At 63.5% G+C, this 17,960-nt stretch carries 13 protein-coding genes; 8 read left to right on the top strand and 5 right to left on the bottom strand.

The features are described from left to right. Positions 1-17: 17 nt before the first annotated feature. The 4 genes from Q7T10_RS07460 to Q7T10_RS07445 all read left to right on the top strand — a co-directional run bounded on the left by Q7T10_RS07460 (position 18) and on the right by Q7T10_RS07445 (position 4,390). Positions 18-1,625, top strand: a complete 1,608-nt coding sequence (locus Q7T10_RS07460) for an FAD-dependent oxidoreductase (RefSeq protein ID WP_304747242.1) — start codon at positions 18-20, stop codon at positions 1,623-1,625. A gap of 92 nt (positions 1,626-1,717) precedes the next feature. Continuing rightward, positions 1,718-2,392 carry a tetratricopeptide repeat protein gene (locus tag Q7T10_RS07455; RefSeq protein WP_304747241.1) on the top strand — a complete coding sequence of 225 codons (675 nt, stop codon included), beginning with the start codon at positions 1,718-1,720 and terminating at the stop codon, positions 2,390-2,392. Beyond that, positions 2,389-3,351, top strand: coding sequence for a prolyl aminopeptidase (gene pip, locus Q7T10_RS07450; protein WP_304747240.1), 963 nt, complete (start codon positions 2,389-2,391; stop codon positions 3,349-3,351). The genes Q7T10_RS07455 and pip overlap by 4 nt, the downstream gene beginning before the upstream one ends. 145 nt (positions 3,352-3,496) lie before the next feature. After that, on the top strand, positions 3,497-4,390 hold the full coding sequence (locus tag Q7T10_RS07445; protein ID WP_304747238.1) for a hypothetical protein: 894 nt from the start codon (positions 3,497-3,499) through the stop codon (positions 4,388-4,390). An 18-nt stretch (positions 4,391-4,408) separates the two neighbouring features. On the opposite strand, the gene Q7T10_RS07440 is transcribed toward Q7T10_RS07445, so the two are convergent. Both Q7T10_RS07440 and Q7T10_RS07435 read right to left on the bottom strand, forming a co-directional pair. Continuing rightward, positions 4,409-7,540, bottom strand: a complete 3,132-nt coding sequence (locus Q7T10_RS07440) for an EAL domain-containing protein (protein ID WP_304747237.1) — start codon at positions 7,538-7,540, stop codon at positions 4,409-4,411. A 67-nt stretch (positions 7,541-7,607) separates the two neighbouring features. Further along, complete coding sequence (locus Q7T10_RS07435; protein ID WP_304747235.1) at positions 7,608-8,666, bottom strand: AraC family transcriptional regulator; 1,059 nt, start codon at positions 8,664-8,666, stop codon at positions 7,608-7,610. Between the two features lie 150 nt (positions 8,667-8,816). Between Q7T10_RS07435 and Q7T10_RS07430 the strand changes: the two genes are divergently transcribed. Both Q7T10_RS07430 and Q7T10_RS07425 read left to right on the top strand, forming a co-directional pair. Further along, positions 8,817-11,303: an alpha/beta hydrolase fold domain-containing protein gene (locus tag Q7T10_RS07430; RefSeq protein ID WP_304747234.1), complete on the top strand. Its 2,487-nt coding sequence runs from the start codon at positions 8,817-8,819 to the stop codon at positions 11,301-11,303. After that, positions 11,293-12,069, top strand: a complete 777-nt coding sequence (locus Q7T10_RS07425) for an SDR family oxidoreductase (protein ID WP_304747233.1) — start codon at positions 11,293-11,295, stop codon at positions 12,067-12,069. Before Q7T10_RS07430 ends, Q7T10_RS07425 begins: the two co-directional genes overlap by 11 nt. 10 nt (positions 12,070-12,079) lie before the next feature. On the opposite strand, the gene Q7T10_RS07420 is transcribed toward Q7T10_RS07425, so the two are convergent. Genes Q7T10_RS07420 through speD form a run of 3 tightly spaced genes read right to left on the bottom strand, consistent with a single transcriptional unit; the run spans position 12,080 to position 14,671 of the window. Then, on the bottom strand, positions 12,080-13,477 hold the full coding sequence (locus tag Q7T10_RS07420; protein ID WP_304747231.1) for an aminopeptidase P N-terminal domain-containing protein: 1,398 nt from the start codon (positions 13,475-13,477) through the stop codon (positions 12,080-12,082). Between the two features lie 34 nt (positions 13,478-13,511). Beyond that, on the bottom strand, positions 13,512-14,276 hold the full coding sequence (locus tag Q7T10_RS07415; RefSeq protein WP_304747325.1) for a nucleotidyltransferase family protein: 765 nt from the start codon (positions 14,274-14,276) through the stop codon (positions 13,512-13,514). 14 nt (positions 14,277-14,290) lie between these two features. Beyond that, positions 14,291-14,671, bottom strand: coding sequence for an adenosylmethionine decarboxylase (gene speD / locus Q7T10_RS07410; protein WP_304747230.1), 381 nt, complete (start codon positions 14,669-14,671; stop codon positions 14,291-14,293). Between the two features lie 128 nt (positions 14,672-14,799). Between speD and tkt the strand changes: the two genes are divergently transcribed. Together tkt and gap are read left to right on the top strand one after the other, a co-directional pair. Continuing rightward, a complete protein-coding gene (gene tkt / locus Q7T10_RS07405) occupies positions 14,800-16,839 on the top strand; it encodes a transketolase (protein ID WP_304747228.1) in 2,040 nt (679 codons plus the stop codon). A 52-nt stretch (positions 16,840-16,891) separates the two neighbouring features. After that, the gene (gene gap, locus Q7T10_RS07400) at positions 16,892-17,890 is read left to right on the top strand and encodes a type I glyceraldehyde-3-phosphate dehydrogenase (RefSeq protein WP_304747226.1); all 999 of its coding nucleotides are present in this window, start codon (positions 16,892-16,894) and stop codon (positions 17,888-17,890) included. The last annotated feature ends 70 nt before the right edge of the window (positions 17,891-17,960 follow it).

The following is a 17,960-nucleotide window of genomic DNA, read 5'->3' as shown; positions in this document are numbered from 1 at the left end:
GCCGCTGGGGTCACGCCGTGAAGCGGCGTCACTTTCTCGCCGCCTCAGCCCTGCCGCTGTTTGGCTGCGATGAGCAACAGCAGATCACCGGCGGCTTCACCGGCATCAACCATGAGCGCGGCCACCTGCTGCGTGACCGCAAGAACTGGCCCGCCCCGTCGGTGATTCACAAAACGGACGTGCTGATCGCCGGTGGCGGCGTGGCGGGGCTGGCAGCGGCGCGTGCCTTGCGCCTCAAGGGGCTGGACGACTTTGCCTTGCTGGAGCTGGAAGACACCGCCGGCGGCAACAGCCGCGGTGGCGCAGTGAACGGCATCGCCTGCCCGCTGGGCGCGCACTACCTGCCGGTGCCGGGTGACCATGCGCCGGAGGTACAGGACTTGCTGGAAGAACTGGGGGTGCGCCGTCGCGTCGCGGGCCGCTGGGTGATGGATGAGCGTCACCTGTGCCACAGCCCGCAGGAGCGCCTGTTCTTCCATGGCGAGTGGCAGGATGGTCTGCTGCCGGTGCAGGGCGTGGGTGCTGCCACGCTGGCGCAGTACCAGAAGTTTGCCGCGCTGGTGGCGCAGGCGCGCCAGGCGGCACGCTGGACAATTCCAGCATCAAACAGGCCTCTAGCCCCCGTACAACATGCGCTGGTAGCTATTACTTTCATAGCGTATCTGGAGCAGAACGGTTTGAGCGACCCGCACCTGCGCTGGTACCTGGACTACTGCTGCCGCGATGATTTCGGTGCGGGCATTGCCACCGTGTCGGCTTGGGCCGGCATCCACTACTTTGCCAGCCGCCACGGCTTCTCTGCGCCCGGTACGGAGACGCCCGAGCGCGAAGGCGTGCTCACCTGGCCCGAGGGCAACGCCTGGCTCACGCAGCGCCTCGCAGCCCCGTTGCAAGAGCGCCTGCACGCCGGGCGGGTGGTGCTGCGCATTGCCAACGTCAAACACGGCGTGGAGGTGGATGCCTTCAACACCGCCACGCAGACCATGGAGCGCTGGCAGGCCAGGCGCGCCATCGTGGCGCTGCCGGTGTTCGTGGCGGCGCGCGTGGTGCAGGACGCGCCCGACTTCTTGCGCCAGGCCGCAGCCCGCACCGTGTACGCGCCCTGGCTGGTGGCCAACATCCACATCAGAAGCCCCTTGCATGACCGCCCCGGGCCGGCGCCGAGCTGGGACAACGTGCTGTACGGTGCGCCGGGCCTGGGCTATGTGGACGCCATGCACCAGAGCCTGCAGCCGGTGCCGGGCGCCACGGTGCTGACCTATTACCGCGCGCTGGGCGATGTGCCGGGTGGCGCGCTGGCCGGCCGGCGCCAGCTGCTGGAAAGAACATGGGCCGCGTGGCGCGACGAGATCCTGGCGGAGCTGTCGGCAGCCCACCCTGATCTGGCGGGCAAAACCAGCCACATCGACATCACCCGCTATGGCCACGCCATGGCCATCCCGATGCCCCGGAAATTTGATCGAATTGGCCTGCAGCCCGCGCAGAACAAGCGCAGTCAGCTACAAAATTCGGAGCGACTGCAGTTCGCCCATGAGCGACTGGCTTTCGCCCATAGCGACTGGGCCGGGTACTCGGTGTTTGAGGAGGCGTTTACCATGGGGCATGGGGCCGGGCTCGTTGCCTGACGGGCTGTGGCGCGCTTTTGGAAATTCGTCCGCGTCAGGTTTCCCATCAGCTTGGCCTCGCGGCAGATAAACGCAATTCGTCAGGAGTACTCATGCGTCAACTATTGAATTCGCTCATTGTCAGCGTTGTCCTTGCGGTCACGACGACGATCCCGGTCAAGGCGCAAGACATTAATTCATTGCCAAAATACGGATCGGCACAAAAGACAACAGCGCAGCAGGATGCGGACAAGCGATTCATCTCTGAGATCGATAAGCACTACCAGGGGGATCGCAAGAAGGGCGCGGCGGAAGCCGCGAAACGAGGCTGGAGCCTCCTGCGGCAGGGTAAGCCTGATGAAGCGATGCGTCGTTTCAATCAAGCATGGCTGCTGGATGCTGGCAACGGGGCCGCGATCTGGGGAATGGCTGCAGCCCAGGCATCACTTGAAAAGAACAGTGATGCACTGCGTCTGTTCGCCGAGGCAGATCGCCTTGTGGGTAACGACATTGATTTTGCTGTGGATCACGCTCGCGCGCTGGGAATGATCGGTGTTCAAACGGAAAACAAGGCGCTTGTCGCCGATGCCCTGACCAGGTTCGCAAAACTTCAAGCGCGAGCACCTGATCACGTCTTGAATTTTCAGAACTGGGCAATTACCCTGTACCACCTGGGCAACTACCGGGAGGCATGGCAGAAGGTAAAACTGGCGGAGAAGACGCCTCGTGCCAATGAGCTTGACAAGGGTTTCGTGGCTGAACTTCAGAGAAAAATGCCTCGGCCATGAACCCCAGCCCCAGCGACGTCTTTCCCCCCATCGAGCCCTACCGCAGCGGCCGGTTGCCGGTGGACGACCTGCATACCCTGTACTGGGAGGAATGCGGCAACCCCCAGGGTGTGCCGGTGCTGTTTCTGCATGGCGGACCCGGTGCCGGCCTGTCGCCCAGACATCGGCAATTCTTCGACCCCGCGTACTACCGCATCGTGCTGTTTGACCAGCGCGGCGCCGGCAAGTCAACGCCGCTGGGCGAATGCCGCAACAACACGACCCAGCTGCTGGTTGAAGACATCGAGCGCCTGCGCCAGCTGCTGGACATTGCGCAATGGCTGGTGTTTGGCGGCTCCTGGGGTTCGACGCTGGCACTGGCCTATGGCCAGGCCCATCCGCAGTGTTGCACGGGTTTTGTGCTGCGCGGCATCTTCCTGTGCACCCGGCCCGAGATTGACTGGTTCATGAACGGCATGCAATGGTTCTTCCCGCAGGAGCACGCACGCTTTGTCGCGCCCATTCCTGAAGCAGAACGGGCAGACTTGCTGCAGGCCTATTGCCGGCGCCTGTTCAGCGATGATGCGGCGCAAAACCTGCTGGCGGCGCGCACCTGGAGCCGCTACGAAGGCAGTTGCCTGCACCTGCTGCCGCACCCGGACGTGGCCGACGAGTTTGGCTCGGATACGGTCGCCCTCGGTGTGGGGCGGCTGGAGGCGCACTACTTCCGCCACGAGGCCTTCCTGGCGGATGACCAACTGATCCGCCATGTGGACCGCATCCGCCATCTGCCGGCCGCCATCATTCAAGGCCGTTATGACATGGTGTGCCCGCCGCGCGCGGCGTGGCGACTGCATCAGGCCTGGCCGCAGGCCAGCTTTCGCATGATCGACGACGCCGGCCACGCGGCCTTCGAGCCCGGTACTGCCCGTGCCCTGGTGGCGGCCACCGAGCAATTCAAGCGGCAGGGCACGCTGTAGCCCGGCCGCGGCCACGCGCTGATCCCGTGCCGGGAACCCTGGACGTCATGTCTGCCTCCAATACCAGTGGCGCGTTCGCTGGCGTACAGACCTGTTCGGCTGTCCGGACTATCTTCTGCAAATCTGGTGAAGTAATGGAGGGGCAATGCAAAAGCGTTTTTGGGTGAGCTGGCTGAAATGCCTGCTCCTGGTCTGGGTGGCGGGTTCTGCGTGCGCGGCGATGGCCAAGACGGATGCGGTGGCGACACTGCTGGCCAAGCATGCGTCGCTGGAGGAACAGCTGCGCCAGAATCAATTCAAACGGCCGCTGGTTCTCGATTCCGCTGAATTGCCGGACCGATTGAAGGGCGATATCTACGCAGTCGTCGATCACCCCTTTGGCACGGTGACGGCCGCGTTGAACGATCCGAATCACTGGTGCGACGTGATGCTGCTGCACATCAATGTGAAGTACTGTCATGCGATGGAGGGGCAGCCGGGCACCAGGCTGCGGGTCAATATCGGCAAGAAGACATCTGAACTGTTGATCAACGTGGCGCGGGTTGAATTCAATTACGGCGTCGCGGCCGCCACCCCGCAGTACCTTGAAATTGTGCTCAACGCCAAAGACGGCCCGATGGGCACCAGCGACTACCTGATCCGGCTGGAGGCGGTGGCGCTGCCGAACGCCAAAACCTTTTTGCATTTGACTTACTCCTACGCCGTGAATTTTGCCGCGCGGCTGGCCATGCAGACCTATCTCGGGACCGTCGCCCGCAGCAAAGTAGGGTTCACCGTCACCGGCAAGGGGGCCGACGGCCGGCCTCAACACATCGGCGGGGTGCGGGGCGTGATGGAGCGCAACACGATGCGCTATTACCTCGCGATCGACACCTTCCTGGGGGCCGCCGGTGCGCCGCTGGCGACGCGGGTTGAGAAGCGTTTGCAGGACTGGTTTTCGGCGACCGAGCAGTATCCACGGCAGTTGCATGAGATGGACCGGGGGCAGTATGTGGACATGAAGCGTGCCGAGCATCTGCGGCAGCAGACGGTGCGTTGAACGCGTGCTGAACGCGGCTCACGCCCGGCGCGCAAAGGCCTCGAACTCGTCCAGCGGCAGCGGGCGGCTGAACAGATAGCCCTGGTAGGCATGGCAGCCCTGGCCGGCGAGGAAGTCCCGCTGAGCCGCTGTCTCCACACCTTCCGCGATGACGGCCAGTCCCAGACTGTTGGCCAGCGCGACAACCATCCTGGCAATGGCCGCATCGTTGGGATCGATCAGGATGTCCCTGACAAAGCCCTGGTCGATCTTGAGCTGGTCCAGCGGCAGCCGCTTCAGGTAGGAGAGCGATGAATAGCCTGTGCCGAAGTCGTCCAGCGAGAAGCCCACGCCTTTTCCCTTCAGTGCGTGCATCTTGCCGATGACGTCCTCGATGTTGGACACCAGCAGGCTCTCGGTCAGCTCCAGCTTGAGCCGGTGCGGGTTGGCGCCGGTGCGCTCAAGCGTCGCCAGCACCTCCTCGACAAAATCACGCTGGTGAAACTGGCGGGGGCTGACATTCACCGCGACCGTGAGATGGGCCATGTCTGCCCGGGTGGCCCACAGCGCCAGCTGGGTGCAGGCGCTCTCCAGCACCCAACGGCCCAAAGGCAGGATCAGCCCGGTGTCCTCGGCCAGCGGGATGAACTCGGCCGGCGACACCATGCCGCGCTGGGGATGCTGCCAGCGCACCAGCGCTTCCGCGCCCGTGACCCGGTGTTCGCCCGTCACCTGGGCCTGGTAGTGCAGCAGGAACTGGTTTTTTGCAACGGCCTCACGCAAACCCGTTTCGAGTTCTGCACGCGCCGTGACGACCGCCTGCATTTGCGGGTCGAAGAAGCGCACGGTATTGCGACCGGCGGCCTTGGCCTGGTACATGGCCAGATCGGCCCGCTTCAAGGGCTCATCGATGCCTTCCTGCTGTTCACCGAACAGGGTGATGCCGATGCTGGCGGTGCTGTGATGTTCCTGGCTGGCGAGCCGGTAGCTCTGGCTCAGCTCGGTGAGAATCTTCTCGCCCACGGCTTCGGCCTGGGTGGCGGCCTCCATCGCGTTCTCGCTCAGATCCTCCAGCAGCACCACGAATTCGTCACCGCCCAGACGGGCCACGGTGTCGCCTTCGCGCACGCAGGCGGCCAGACGGCGGGCGACCTGTTCCAGCAACAGGTCACCCGTGTCATGACCGAGCGTGTCGTTGAGGGTTTTGAAGTTGTCCAGATCGACAAAGAGCAGCGCGCCTTTACGTTGGCGACGGGCGCCGGCGGCCAGTGCCTGCTCCAGGCGGTCCATCAGGAGCCGGCGGTTGGGCATCCGGGTGAGCGGATCAAAGAAGGCCAGGCTTTCGATCTCGTCCTCGGCCATCTTGCGTGCGGTGATGTCGGTGAAGATGCCGACGTAGTGCGTTGCCCGCCCGGCCTCGTCTTTCACGGCGGTGATGGTGAGCCATTGCGGGTAGACCTCGCCATTTTTGCGCCGGTTCCAGATCTCACCGTGCCATGTTCCGCCGTGCTCCAGGCTGTGCGTCATGGCGGCAAAAAAACCGGCGTCATGGCGGCCCGAGCTAAGCAGGCGCGGGTTCTGGCCCACGGCTTCGTCGGCGGTGTAGCCGGTGATCGCGGTGAAGGCGTGATTGACGCGCAGGATCACCCGTGTGATATCGGTCACCAATATGCCTTCCTGCGACTCGAAGGCGGTGGCGGCGATGCGCAGCGCCTCCTCGGCTTGCCGGCGTGTGGTGATGTCGGCGATGACACCGACGAGGCCACGTTTCACACCGTTGGCATCGGTGAAACGCTGGCCCGTCAGGTGCCCCCAGAACTCGGTGTGGTCGGCGCGCCAGTACCGGCGCTCGACATCCACCGACCCAATGGTGCTGGCCAGCAGGGCCAGCATCTTCTGGCGCCCGACCTCGCGTTCCGACGGGTGGACCAGGGCCACGTATTCAATCCCTTCCAGGGCATCCAGAGGGTATCCAAACATCTCTGCCATGCGCTGGTTGGCTTGCGTGATGCGTCCCTGCGGATCGACCAGAAAGATGGCCACGCTGGAGGTGTCAAGAATCTGCTTGAGCAAAGACGTCCGTTGCCCCAGCGTTTCAAGCAGGCGATTGAAGCCACCAATCAGCTGGCCGATTTCATCCTGCCGCTCGACGACCAGGGGCTTTGCGGGCTGGTTGATATCCGACATGTTGGCCAGCGTCTTTGCGGCAACCAGCATCGGTGCCAGTTGGCGACCGACCATCCACCAGGTCAGACCACTCGCCAGCAGGGTCAGGATGAGCGTTGCCAGCAGCATGCGCTGCTCCATGGCGCGAATCGGGGCAAAGGCTTCCGCGGTCGGTAGTGTGGCCGACAGGATCCAGCCGGCCGCCGGAATGCCCTTGGCCGAGACCAGCACTTCCGTGCCGTGGGGGTTGACGGCAACACCAGAACCCTCATAGCCGTCAATGATACGGTCGAGCAGCGCAATGATGCCGGCAGCGGGGTACATCTCCATGCTGCGGTTCCTGTCGGTGGCGGTGATGATCTGCCGGTGCTGCGGCGCGATCAGCAGATAGCCGCCGCTCTTGCCGTAGCGATTTTCCGTCAGTCTTTCAAGAAAGCTCGGCTGGCTCAGGTTGGTCACCCCCGACAAGGCGCCGATGACGCTGCCCTGCGCATCGCGCATGGGCACCGTCATGTAAAAAACGGGCGCCAGCAGCTTCTTGCCCATGACCGGCCGGCCCACCGTGGATTTGCCCTCCTTGAGCGCGGCGGCGACGGTATCGATGTCCATGTCATTGACACCAACCCGTCCTGCCGAGAGCGGAACCTCCGCGATGGCGGTGCCGTCCAGCCGGCAGGCGACGACGCCCCCGTTGAACAGCCCGTGGAGAAGCGGGCGCTCTCTCAGAAGCATCTGCAAAGTCGCTCCATTGAGCAGCATGGCCGGACCACCCGCTTCGGCAATTGTCTTGAGCGCTCCCAGCCGGTCGTCCAGTTCGCGATTGATTTCCGCCGCGACATGGGAGGCCGTCGAAAACTGCTGCTCACCGAGCAAGCGCTCCATGTCCTTGTGCAACATCTGGGTGGCGTAGTAGGACAGCGACCACAATCCCACCAGGAAGATAACCAGCATGGTGAGTGTGATTCTGGTTTTCACAGAATGCCTGGCGCGAACCGTTAAAGCCATGCTGCACTTTACATCGGGAAGCGTCTTTGGTCCTGCAAAGTTGTCACGCTGTCCGGCGCCCGCGTCATCACCCCTCAATCGCGTCCACCTCTGCCGGCACACCTTCGGCCTGCGCCTTGCGGTAATTGTTTGGCGCCACGCCAAACCAGCGTTTGAAGGTCTGGGAAAAACTGGAGGCATCGCTGAACCCCAAACGGCTTGCGATCTCGGTAACGCTCAGGGTGCCGTCCTGCAGCAGCTCAGCGGCGCTGCTGCTTTGCGACTGCATCAGCAGCGCTCTGAAAGAAGTGCCTTCCTCTTTCAGTCTGCGTTTCAGGGTGCGCCCGCTGGTGTTCATCAGGCGGGCCATGCTGGCAAGATCGGCCGGGCGATCGCCGCGTATGGCGAGGTATTGCCTGACAATCGCGGCGCTACCTTGCCGTGCCCGCCTGCGCTCCAGCAGGTCGCGGCACATCTGTTCACACATGGTGGCGGTGATCGTATTGGCCTGGGGCAGAGGCCGGTTCAACAGCTTCACGTCGAATGCCAGACTGTTGGACCGGGCGCCGCAGGTCGGTTCGATGCCGAAGGCGCGCACCAGACCATCGCTGTTCTCGCGCCTTGCCTCGGCCGTTTCGCGCAGGTTCACGCGCTGGATGGAAAATTCCGCCCCCGCCAGTTCTCTGAAAAGCACGGTGGCCGCAGCCATGTCGCGGTCGAGCACGAACCTTCTGGCTTCGTCATCGAGATCGGGCTCGTCAAAATCCAGTACGGCCAGCTGATCCTCGATGTGGTACGAGATCGACGTGAACGCGAAAGTCAGCGGGATGAAACGCAGGGCGTGGCTCATGGCGTCGCCCAATGTCGCGCTGCTGATCAGCCCGTAGCCCCACAAGCCATAGACCGACAAGTTGTATCTGAGCCCGACTTCCAGCCCCAGCCTGCCGGGCTTGCCTGACAGCCGCAGCAGATTGCCGATGACACGTAACTCCTGGGCGGCCGACAGCTCGGCATTCGGGTCCTCCAGCTGCGACTGCGCCACATCGCTGCCTTTGAGCAATTCGCCGGGCGGGAGTCCGAGATCCAGCCCGAAATCCACGAGCAGGCGGACACTCGCAGGACTGCGCATGAAATCCCAGACACGCATAAGGAGATACCCTTGGTTGGCACGAATTGGCCCAAAGTCTAATGGGACTGTCCTTTGAAAGCATTGGCGAATACCCGTGCCCACAGAACAATTGCGCCCTTGCAAAGCGGCCGGATGCGCCGACCACCCTGATTGCCGAGGAAACTACAGATGCCTGACCCCGATGTGACCCGAAGCCCAGACAGCCGCGCCGGGCTCAGCGCCATCATTGTCGGCACTGGATTTGCCGGTCTGGGCATGGCTGTGGCCCTGCGCAAGCAGGGCATTACTGACTTTGTCATCCTTGAAAAGACGGCGGACGTGGGTGGCGTGTGGCGCGACAACAGTTATCCCGGCGCGGCCTGCGACGTGCCGTCCCAACTCTATTCATTTTCTTTCGAGCCCAACCCGCGCTGGTCACGGATTTTTTCGCCGCAGAGTGAGATCCTTGACTACCTCAGGCATTGCGCCCGCAAGTACGATTTGTTGCGCCACATCCGTTTCGGCGCTGAAGTCAGCGAGGCAGAGTACGACGAAAAAAGCGCCCTCTGGACGGTCACGCTGACGGACGGGTCGAGCCTGGCGGCAAATCTGCTGATCACCGCTACCGGCCAACTGAGCCGCCCCGCCTATCCGCGCCTGCAAGGCATGGAGGATTTCAAGGGGCATTCGTTTCACTCGGCCGCCTGGGATCACGGCTACGCGCTGGAGGGCAAGCGGGTCGCGGTCGTCGGCACAGGGGCATCGGCCATCCAGTTTGTTCCTGCCATTGCGGGCCGGGTCGCCCAGCTCAAGGTGTTTCAGCGTTCGCCTGCCTATATTCTTCCAAGGCCCGATCGCGCCTATTCGGATCTGGAGAAAACGCTGTTCAGCTTTGCGCCGTGGCTCATGAAGCTGCTTCGCCTGAGCCTTTATGTGCGCTATGAATCGCGGGCCCTGGCCTTCACCAGATTCAAGGGGCTGATGAAGATCGCTGCCGGCTGGCCCTTTCGCCGGCTGCTGGACAGGCAAGTCAAGGACGCAGCGCTGCGCGCCAGGATGGTGCCCGACTATCCCATCGGCTGCAAACGCATCCTCCTGTCCAGCGACTACCTGGCCACCTTCGCCCAGCCCCATGTGGAATTGCTGACTGAAGGCATCCAGCGGATCACCCCTGAGGGCATTGAAACCGTCGACGGCCGGCATCATGCAGTCGACGCCATCATCTATGGAACGGGTTTTACCGCGACCGAGTTTCTGGCGCCCATGCGCATCAAGGGGCGTGGCGGCCAGGAACTCAACGCTGCGTGGAGCCAGGGAGCCCAAGCCTATCTCGGACTCACGGTGCCGGGGTTCCCGAACTTCTTCATGCTCTACGGTCCGAACACCAACCTTGGCCACAACTCCATCGTCTACATGCTCGAGAGCCAGATTGCGCATGTGATGCGCTGCTTGCAGGCGATGCGCGCCAGCCATGCCAATGCCATCGAAGTGCAGACCCTTCCCTACACCCGATTCAATGCCCGGGTTCAGCGTCGCCTGGCGGATACGGTGTGGAATGGCTGCCAGAGCTGGTACGTCGATGCACGGGGGCACAACAGCAACAACTGGCCGGGCTTCACGCTCTCCTACCGCTGGCTCACGCAACGGGGAAGCCTGGCTGCTTATCGTTTCACGCACACTGAAAATGTCGCGGCGGGCAAGGCCGCCGCGGTTGAAATCGCCGAACCGGGTGGCTTGCTTGAAGCGGCCAACGCTGCTTTTCTGCGCGGCTTTCTCCGTGTTGCTTTTCGGACCTTCATCGGTCCGCCGGTCGGGCCGACCGGCCAGCGCCGCTGGACCGCCATTCTTTCGGTGCTGATGCCGGGCCGCCGTGGAGTTGTTCGCTCCCAGACCGTGGTGTCCGGCGTGCCGGTCGAAGTGGTCGTGCCGCGCGCCGGCAAGGCGGAGGGTGCAGTGCTGTACCTTCACGGTGGCGCGTTCTGCCTGGGAGGGCCCAACACGCATCGCAGCATCACCTCACACCTGGCGTATGAAAGCGGCATGTCGGTCTGGGTACCCGACTACCGGCTGGCGCCAGAGCACCCCTATCCGGCTGCACTGGACGACGTGACGGCCGCCTACCGCGCGTTGCTGAGCCAGGGGCATGCCCCTGGCGGCATCGTGCTGGCAGGCGACTCAGCCGGCGGCGCCCTGGCCCTGGCCCTGGCGATCAGCCTGCGGGACCGGGGAGAAGCCATGCCGGCGGGACTGATGCTGATTTCGCCGGTCACCGACCCCACGTTGAGCGGCGCAAGTCTGACGGAAAACGCAGACGCGGATCCGATGGTCCGCCGTGGCTGGCTGGCGCAGGGTTTGCACTGGTACCAGTGTCCGCCGGGGGTACCAGCACACTCACCGCTGAAGACCCAACTGGGCGGCCTGCCTCCGATGCTGATTCAAGTTGGTGACCGGGAGATACTTCTCTCGGATGCCACCCGGCTTGCCGACCACGCGGCGCAATGCGGGGTTGATTGCAGGATCGAAATCCACCGCGCGCGGTGGCATGTTTTTCATCTCCAGTCCTTCTACCTTCGCTCTGCCGTTCGGGCGCTGCAGACGCTGGCCCGTTTTGCGCGTGCGCGCGTTGCATCCCCACCTCCCCATTCACCTCGTGGCGGCAATTCCCATGGACACTAGATCCTGCATACTCATCACAGGCGCGGCCACCGGGATCGGTCGCGCGACCGCACGCCTGTTCGCGCAGCGTGGCTGGTTCGTGGGCCTGGCTGACATCGATCAGGCTGCGCTCCTGACCCTGTCGCAGGAGCTGGGCGCGCAAAGTGCAACACCCCTCCACCTGGATGTCACCAGTTCCGATGACTGGCATCTGGCCCTCAAGAAATTCCACAGTCTTTGTGGTCGTCTCGACGTGCTGGTGAACAACGCCGGCATTCTGATCTCGGGTCCCTTTGAGTCCAACGCGCTGTCCCGGCATCACGCCCTGGTCGACGTCAACCTCAAGGGGATGCTGAATGGCTGTTTTCATGCCAAGCCTTACCTGAGTTCGACACCCAGGGCGCGCGTCATCAACCTGTCTTCAACGGCAGCGGTCTATGGCCAGGCGTCGCTGGCAACCTATTCAAGCACCAAATTTGCGGTGCGGGGCCTGACCGAAGGCTTGAACGTCGAATGGCAAAAGGATGACATTCGGGTCATGGACATCATGCCGCTGTATGTGCGCACGGGAATGGTCAAGGACTTGAATGCCCGAAGCGCTGATCGTCTCGGCGTGCGACTGACCGCCGAGGACGTCGCCAGGGTGATCTGGAAGGCCGCCGATTTCAAGGGGTCGTATGGCAAGGTCCATTGGCCCGTCGGCTTGCAGGCGATCTGGCTTTACCGTCTGACGAGCCTGACGCCCGACTGGCTGGCCCGTTTCATCGCCAGGCGCATCGCCAGCTGATCCCCGCCACTCACCCCCGCATCAGCGCCTCAATCGCATCGGCCTCCACCGGCACGCCGCGGCTGATCAGTTCACAGCCGGTCTCGGTGACGATGGCATCGTCTTCAATGCGAATGCCGATGTCGTGGAACTGCTCCGGCACCCCATCGGCCGGCCGCACATAGATGCCGGGCTCGATGGTCAGCACCATGCCGGCCCTCAGGATGCGGCTGGGCCGGTCCCGGATGACTTCACCGCTCAGCGGGTCCTTGCGTTCGCTGACCCGGCCGATCTCCGACGGCTCCACGTAGCCGCCACAGTCGTGCACGTCCATGCCCAGCCAGTGGCCGGTGCGGTGCATGTAGAACTGGAAGTAGGCTCGTTTCTCGATCACGTCCTCCAGCGTACCTACCTTGTTCCTGTCCAGCAGGCTCAGGTCCAGCATGCCCTGCGCCAGCACCTTGACGCTGGCGTCGTGCGGGTCGGTAAAGCGGGCGCCGGCGCGGGTGGCGGCCACGGCCGCCTCTTGTGAGGCCAGCACCAGTTCGTACAGCGCGCGCTGCGGCCCGGTGAATTTGCCGTTAGCCGGGAAGGTGCGCGTGATGTCGGACGCATAGCCATCCAGCTCGCAGCCGGCGTCGATCAGCACCAGCTCGCCATCGCGCACCGGGGCCGTGTCGGCGCGGTAGTGCAGCACGCAGGCATTGGCGCCGGCCGCCACGATGGAGCCATAGGCCGGGTACTGCGAGCCATGGCGGCGAAACTCGTGCAGCAGCTCGGCGTCCAGGTGGTATTCACGCACCTCGTTGCCTTCGCGCAGCATGCGGGCGCTGAGCTGCATGGCGCGGATGTGGGCCCCGGCACTGATCTGCGCCGCGCGCCGCATCACCGCTTGCTCATGCACGTCCTTGATCAGGCGCATTTCGTCCAGCGGGCCGCACAGGTCGCGCTGCTGCTCCGGGCAAAGGGCACCAAAACGTACCCGTGCCCGCACGCTGCCCAGCCAGTCGTCCATGCGGGTCTCCAGCCTTTTGTGGGTGGCAAATGGGTACCAGACCGCATCGCGCCCGTCCAGCAGCGCGGGCATCCGGGCATCCAGTTCGGCGATGGAAAAGGCGGCATCCACACCCAGCTGGGCGGGCGCTGCATCGGGCCCCAGGCGGTAGCCGTCCCAGATTTCCCGCTCCAGGTCTTTGGGCTGGCAAAACAGGGTGGTCTTGCCGTCGCCGGTGATCACCAGCCAGGCCTTGGGTTCGGTGAAGCCGCTCAGGTAGTAAAAATAGCTGTCGTGCCGGTACAGGAAATCACCGTCGCGGTTGCGCTGTTGCTCGGGCGCGGTGGGCAGGATGGCGATGCCCTTGGCCCCGATCAGTCCGGCCAGTCGGGCACGGCGTTGGGCGTAGAGGGCGGTGGTGGTAGCGGGGTTCATGGGTTAGCTCCAGTTGGCACGGATGGGGGCCAGATCAGTCAGGGTTGTTCGGTCCGGTTGCAGGGACCTGATTCAGTGATTGCAGCCGCTCGGGCGTGCCCACGTCGGTCCAGGCGCCGCGGTAGAGTTCAGCGCTGACCAGGCCATTGTCCATCGCCGCGCGCAACAGCGGCGCGAGTGGGGCTTTGACGCCCTGCGCGTTGCCCGCAGGGATGTCGCACCAGGGCGGCGCAAACAGCTGGCTGCGGTACAGGCCAATGGTGGAGTAGGTGTATTTCACGTCGGCCTGGTTGAGTGCCAGGCCCGCGCTGCTCAAGCCAAAATCGCCCCGGAGGTTGTGTGCCGGGTTGGGCACCAGCCAGATATGGGCCAGTTGGTCACTGGCGGCGAAACGGTCCACGGCGTCCTGGCTGAACACAAAGTCGGGCGCAAACACGTCGCCAGCCAGCACCCAGAACACATCGCCCAGCAGTGGCAGCGCGCGCACGATGCCGCCCGCAGTCTCCAGCGCGCCACCGAAGTCCTGCCCCTCGTGCGAATAGGCAATGTGCAGTTGCTCCGAATTTGATAGCTGGTTAAGCTTATTTGACGGGGGCTGCAGCGTGAAATGATCGCCAAACGTTTGTGCAATCTGTTGCCCCAGCCAGGCCGTGTTCACCACCACACTGGCGAAGCCGCCACGCGCCAGCGCTTCCAGCGGCCACTGCATTAGGGGCTTGCCCTGCACCGGTAACAGCGGTTTGGGGGTGGTGTCGGTGAGTGGCCGCATGCGCTCGCCACGCCCGGCGGCCAGGATCATGGCTTTGGTCGGCGTCATGCGGCAACCGCTCCGCGCAGCAGGCTGTGTCGCTCCACGTGCCCCGGCTCGAACAGCGTCATCAGCGCCGCCATCAATGCGTGCGCTTTCGCTGAGTGGTCGCCACCAAAGTTGCAGACATAAACATCTAGGGTCACGGCGTGTTGCTCGGGCCAGGTGTGCACGCACAGGTGCGACTCGGCCAGCAGCACGGTGGCGGTGACGCCGCCGGGACCATGCTCGGTGGCGGGGAAGGCGTGAAACACTTGCGCCACGGCCTGCAGGCCGGCAGCGGCCACAGCCTGCAGGCAACGCTCACCCAGCAGGGCGGCGTCGGCCAGCCATCGCAGGTCACAACGGCATTGGTGAAGATCGGCGGTCAGGTGGAGTCCTTGCATGGGTGAGACTATACGCATTGCAGGTCGCGCACCGGTTTGCAGACCGAACAAATCGGCGGCTTGGCCGCGACCGGTAAAATGCCGGGTTTCCCCTAACACCCCCCAGAACTTTCCCGGAGTTGGTACAGATGGCTGATACAGAACAAACAAGCAGCGCAAACCGCGCCGACATGGCCAATGCGATCCGCGCTCTGGCGATGGATGCCGTGCAGCAAGCCAACTCGGGTCACCCCGGTGCGCCCATGGGCATGGCCGATATGGCCGTCGCTTTGTGGAGCCAGCACCTCAAGCACAACCCCGCCAACCCGCACTGGTTCGACCGCGACCGTTTCGTGCTCTCCAACGGGCATGCGTCCATGCTGCTGTACGCGGTGTTGCACCTCACCGGCTACAAGCTGCCGATGAGCGAGTTGAAGAACTTCCGCCAGCTGCACAGCAAAACCGCGGGTCACCCTGAAGTAGGCGTGACACCCGGCGTGGAAACCACCACCGGCCCGCTGGGCCAGGGCATCACCAACGCCGTAGGCATGGCGCTGGCGGAGAAACTGCTGGCCAAAGAGTTCAACCGCGATGGTCACGAGGTCGTCAACCACCACACGTTTTCGTTCATGGGCGACGGCTGCCTGATGGAAGGCATCAGCCATGAGGCGGTGGCGCTGGCGGGCGCGTGGAAGCTCAACAAACTGGTTGCCCTGTACGACGACAACGGCATCTCGATTGACGGCGCAGTGGCCCCCTGGTTCATCGACCAGACCTCGCTGCGTTTCGTGGCCTGCGGCTGGAACGTGCTGGGTCCCATCGACGGCCACAACGCCGAGCTGGTGGCCAGCACCATTGCAGAAGCCAAGCAGTCCACCGACCGCCCGACACTGATCATCTGCAAAACGGCGATTGGTCACGGCAGCCCGAACCGCGCCAACACCGCCAAGGCCCACGGCGAACCGCTGGGTGCGGAAGAAATTGCGCTCACCCGCGCATCGCTGGGCTGGCCCTCCAAGCCGTTCGTCATTCCAAAAGACGTGTACGCCGCGTGGGATGCCAAGGCCGCAGGCAACGCCGCTGAAGCCGCCTGGAACGACAAGTTTGCTGCCTACAAAGCGGCCTACCCGGACCTCGCCAAAGAGCTGGTGCGCCGCATGAAAGGCGAGTTGCCCAGGAACTTTAACCAGGTGGCGGTGGACACGGCCGTGGCCGCCCACACCAAGGCGGAGACGGTGGCTTCGCGCAAGGCCTCGCAACTGGCGCTGGAATCATTCACCGCCGCCCTGCCGGAACTGCTGGGCGGTTCGGCGGACCTCACCGGCTCCAACCTCACCAACACCAAGAGCACACCCAGTCTTCGTTTCGATTCGCTCACCGGTGTGGGCAACGGCGGGCGTCACATCAACTACGGTGTGCGCGAGTTCGGCATGGCGGCCATCATGAACGGCATTGCGCTGCACGGTGGCTTCATCCCTTACGGCGGCACCTTCCTGACCTTCAGCGACTACAGCCGCAATGCCATCCGCATGGCCGCGCTGATGAAGCTGCGCGTAGTGCATGTGTTCACGCACGACGCGATCGGTCTGGGCGAAGACGGCCCGACGCACCAGTCAATCGAGCACGCCGCATCCTTGCGCCTGATTCCGAATCTGGACGTGTGGCGTCCGGGTGATACGGCCGAGACCGCCGTGGCCTGGGCTGTGGCCCTGCAAAACAAGAGCAAGCCGACCGCGCTGCTCTTGAGCCGCCAGAACATCAACTACGCGCCCAAGGGCGGTTTGGGCGACATCAGCAAGGGTGCTTACGTGCTGGCCGAGCCGAGCGAAGTGGGCCTGCGGAAAAAGACCCAGGCCGTCATCATCGCCACCGGCTCCGAGGTGCAGCTGGCGCTGAAGGCGCAGGAACTGCTGGCGACCCGCAGAATAGCCGTGCGCGTGGTGTCGATGCCGAGCAACACCACGTTTGACAAGCAAAGCGAGGCCTACAAGACCAGCGTGTTGCCGGCCGGCGTACCCCGCATCGCCGTCGAAATGGGTGTGACGGATGGCTGGTGGAAATACGGCTGTGCGGCCGTGGTCGGTATCGACACCTATGGTGAGTCGGCTCCAGCACCGGTGCTGTTCAAGCTCTTCGGCTTTACGCCCGAGAATGTGGCGGACACCGTGGAAAAGGTTTTGCGCAAGTAATTGCCCCGCATGGGGTGGCTCAGGTTTCTGGTTTTAACTATTGGAGAAAAGCATGACGATCAAGATTGGTATCAACGGCTTTGGCCGCATCGGACGCAACGTGTTGCGCTCGGCTCTGCAGAACTTCAGCGACATTGAAGTCGTTGGCATCAACGACCTGCTGGAGCCTGACTACCTGGCCTACATGCTGCAATACGACTCGGTGCACGGCCGCTTCAAGGGTGACGTCAAGGTCGATGGCAACACCCTGATCGTCAACGGCAAGAAGATCCGCCTGACGCAAGAGCGTGACCCCGCCAACCTCAAATGGAACGAAGTCGGTGCCGACATCGTCATCGAAGCGACCGGCCTCTTTCTGGACAAGGCTTCTGGCGAGAAACACCTGGCCGCCGGTGCCAAGAAGGTCATTTTCTCGGCACCGTCCAAAGACGACACGCCGATGTTCGTGTTCGGCGTCAACGACAAAACCTACGCGGGCCAGGCCATCATCTCCAACGCTAGCTGCACCACCAACTGCCTGGCGCCCGTCGCCAAGGTGCTCCATGACAAATGGGGCATCAAGCGCGGCCTGATGACGACCGTGCACGCCGCCACCGCCACGCAAAAGACGGTGGACGGCCCCAGCAACAAAGACTGGCGCGGCGGCCGCGGCATTCTGGAAAACATCATCCCGTCCAGCACGGGTGCGGCCAAGGCAGTCGGCGTGGTGATTCCCGAGCTGAACAAGAAGCTCACCGGCATGTCGTTCCGCGTGCCCACCAGTGACGTGTCGGTGGTTGACTTGACCGTGGAGCTGAACAAGGAAGCCACGCTCAAGGACATCTGCGCCGAGATGAAAGCGCAGAGCGAAGGCGCTCTCAAAGGCGTGCTGGGCTACACCGAAGACAAAGTGGTGGCGACCGACTTCCGTGGCGAGACCTGCACCAGCGTCTTTGATGCCGACGCCAGCATCGCGCTCGACGGCACTTTCGTGAAGGTCGTCGCCTGGTACGACAACGAATGGGGTTACTCCAACAAGTGCCTGGAAATGGTGCGCGTCGTCGCCAGGTAATTCGACCCGCCGTCAGTCCCGCGGTCGACGGGACGGGACCGCAGCAAGGCTTCTGCCAATCACTGGCAGG

This window comes from Rhodoferax sp. (assembly GCF_030646845.1).
Taxonomy (GTDB): domain Bacteria; phylum Pseudomonadota; class Gammaproteobacteria; order Burkholderiales; family Burkholderiaceae_C; genus Rhodoferax.
Note: the sequence above shows the minus strand (reverse complement) of the source record. Positions and strands in the feature narration are given on the sequence as shown.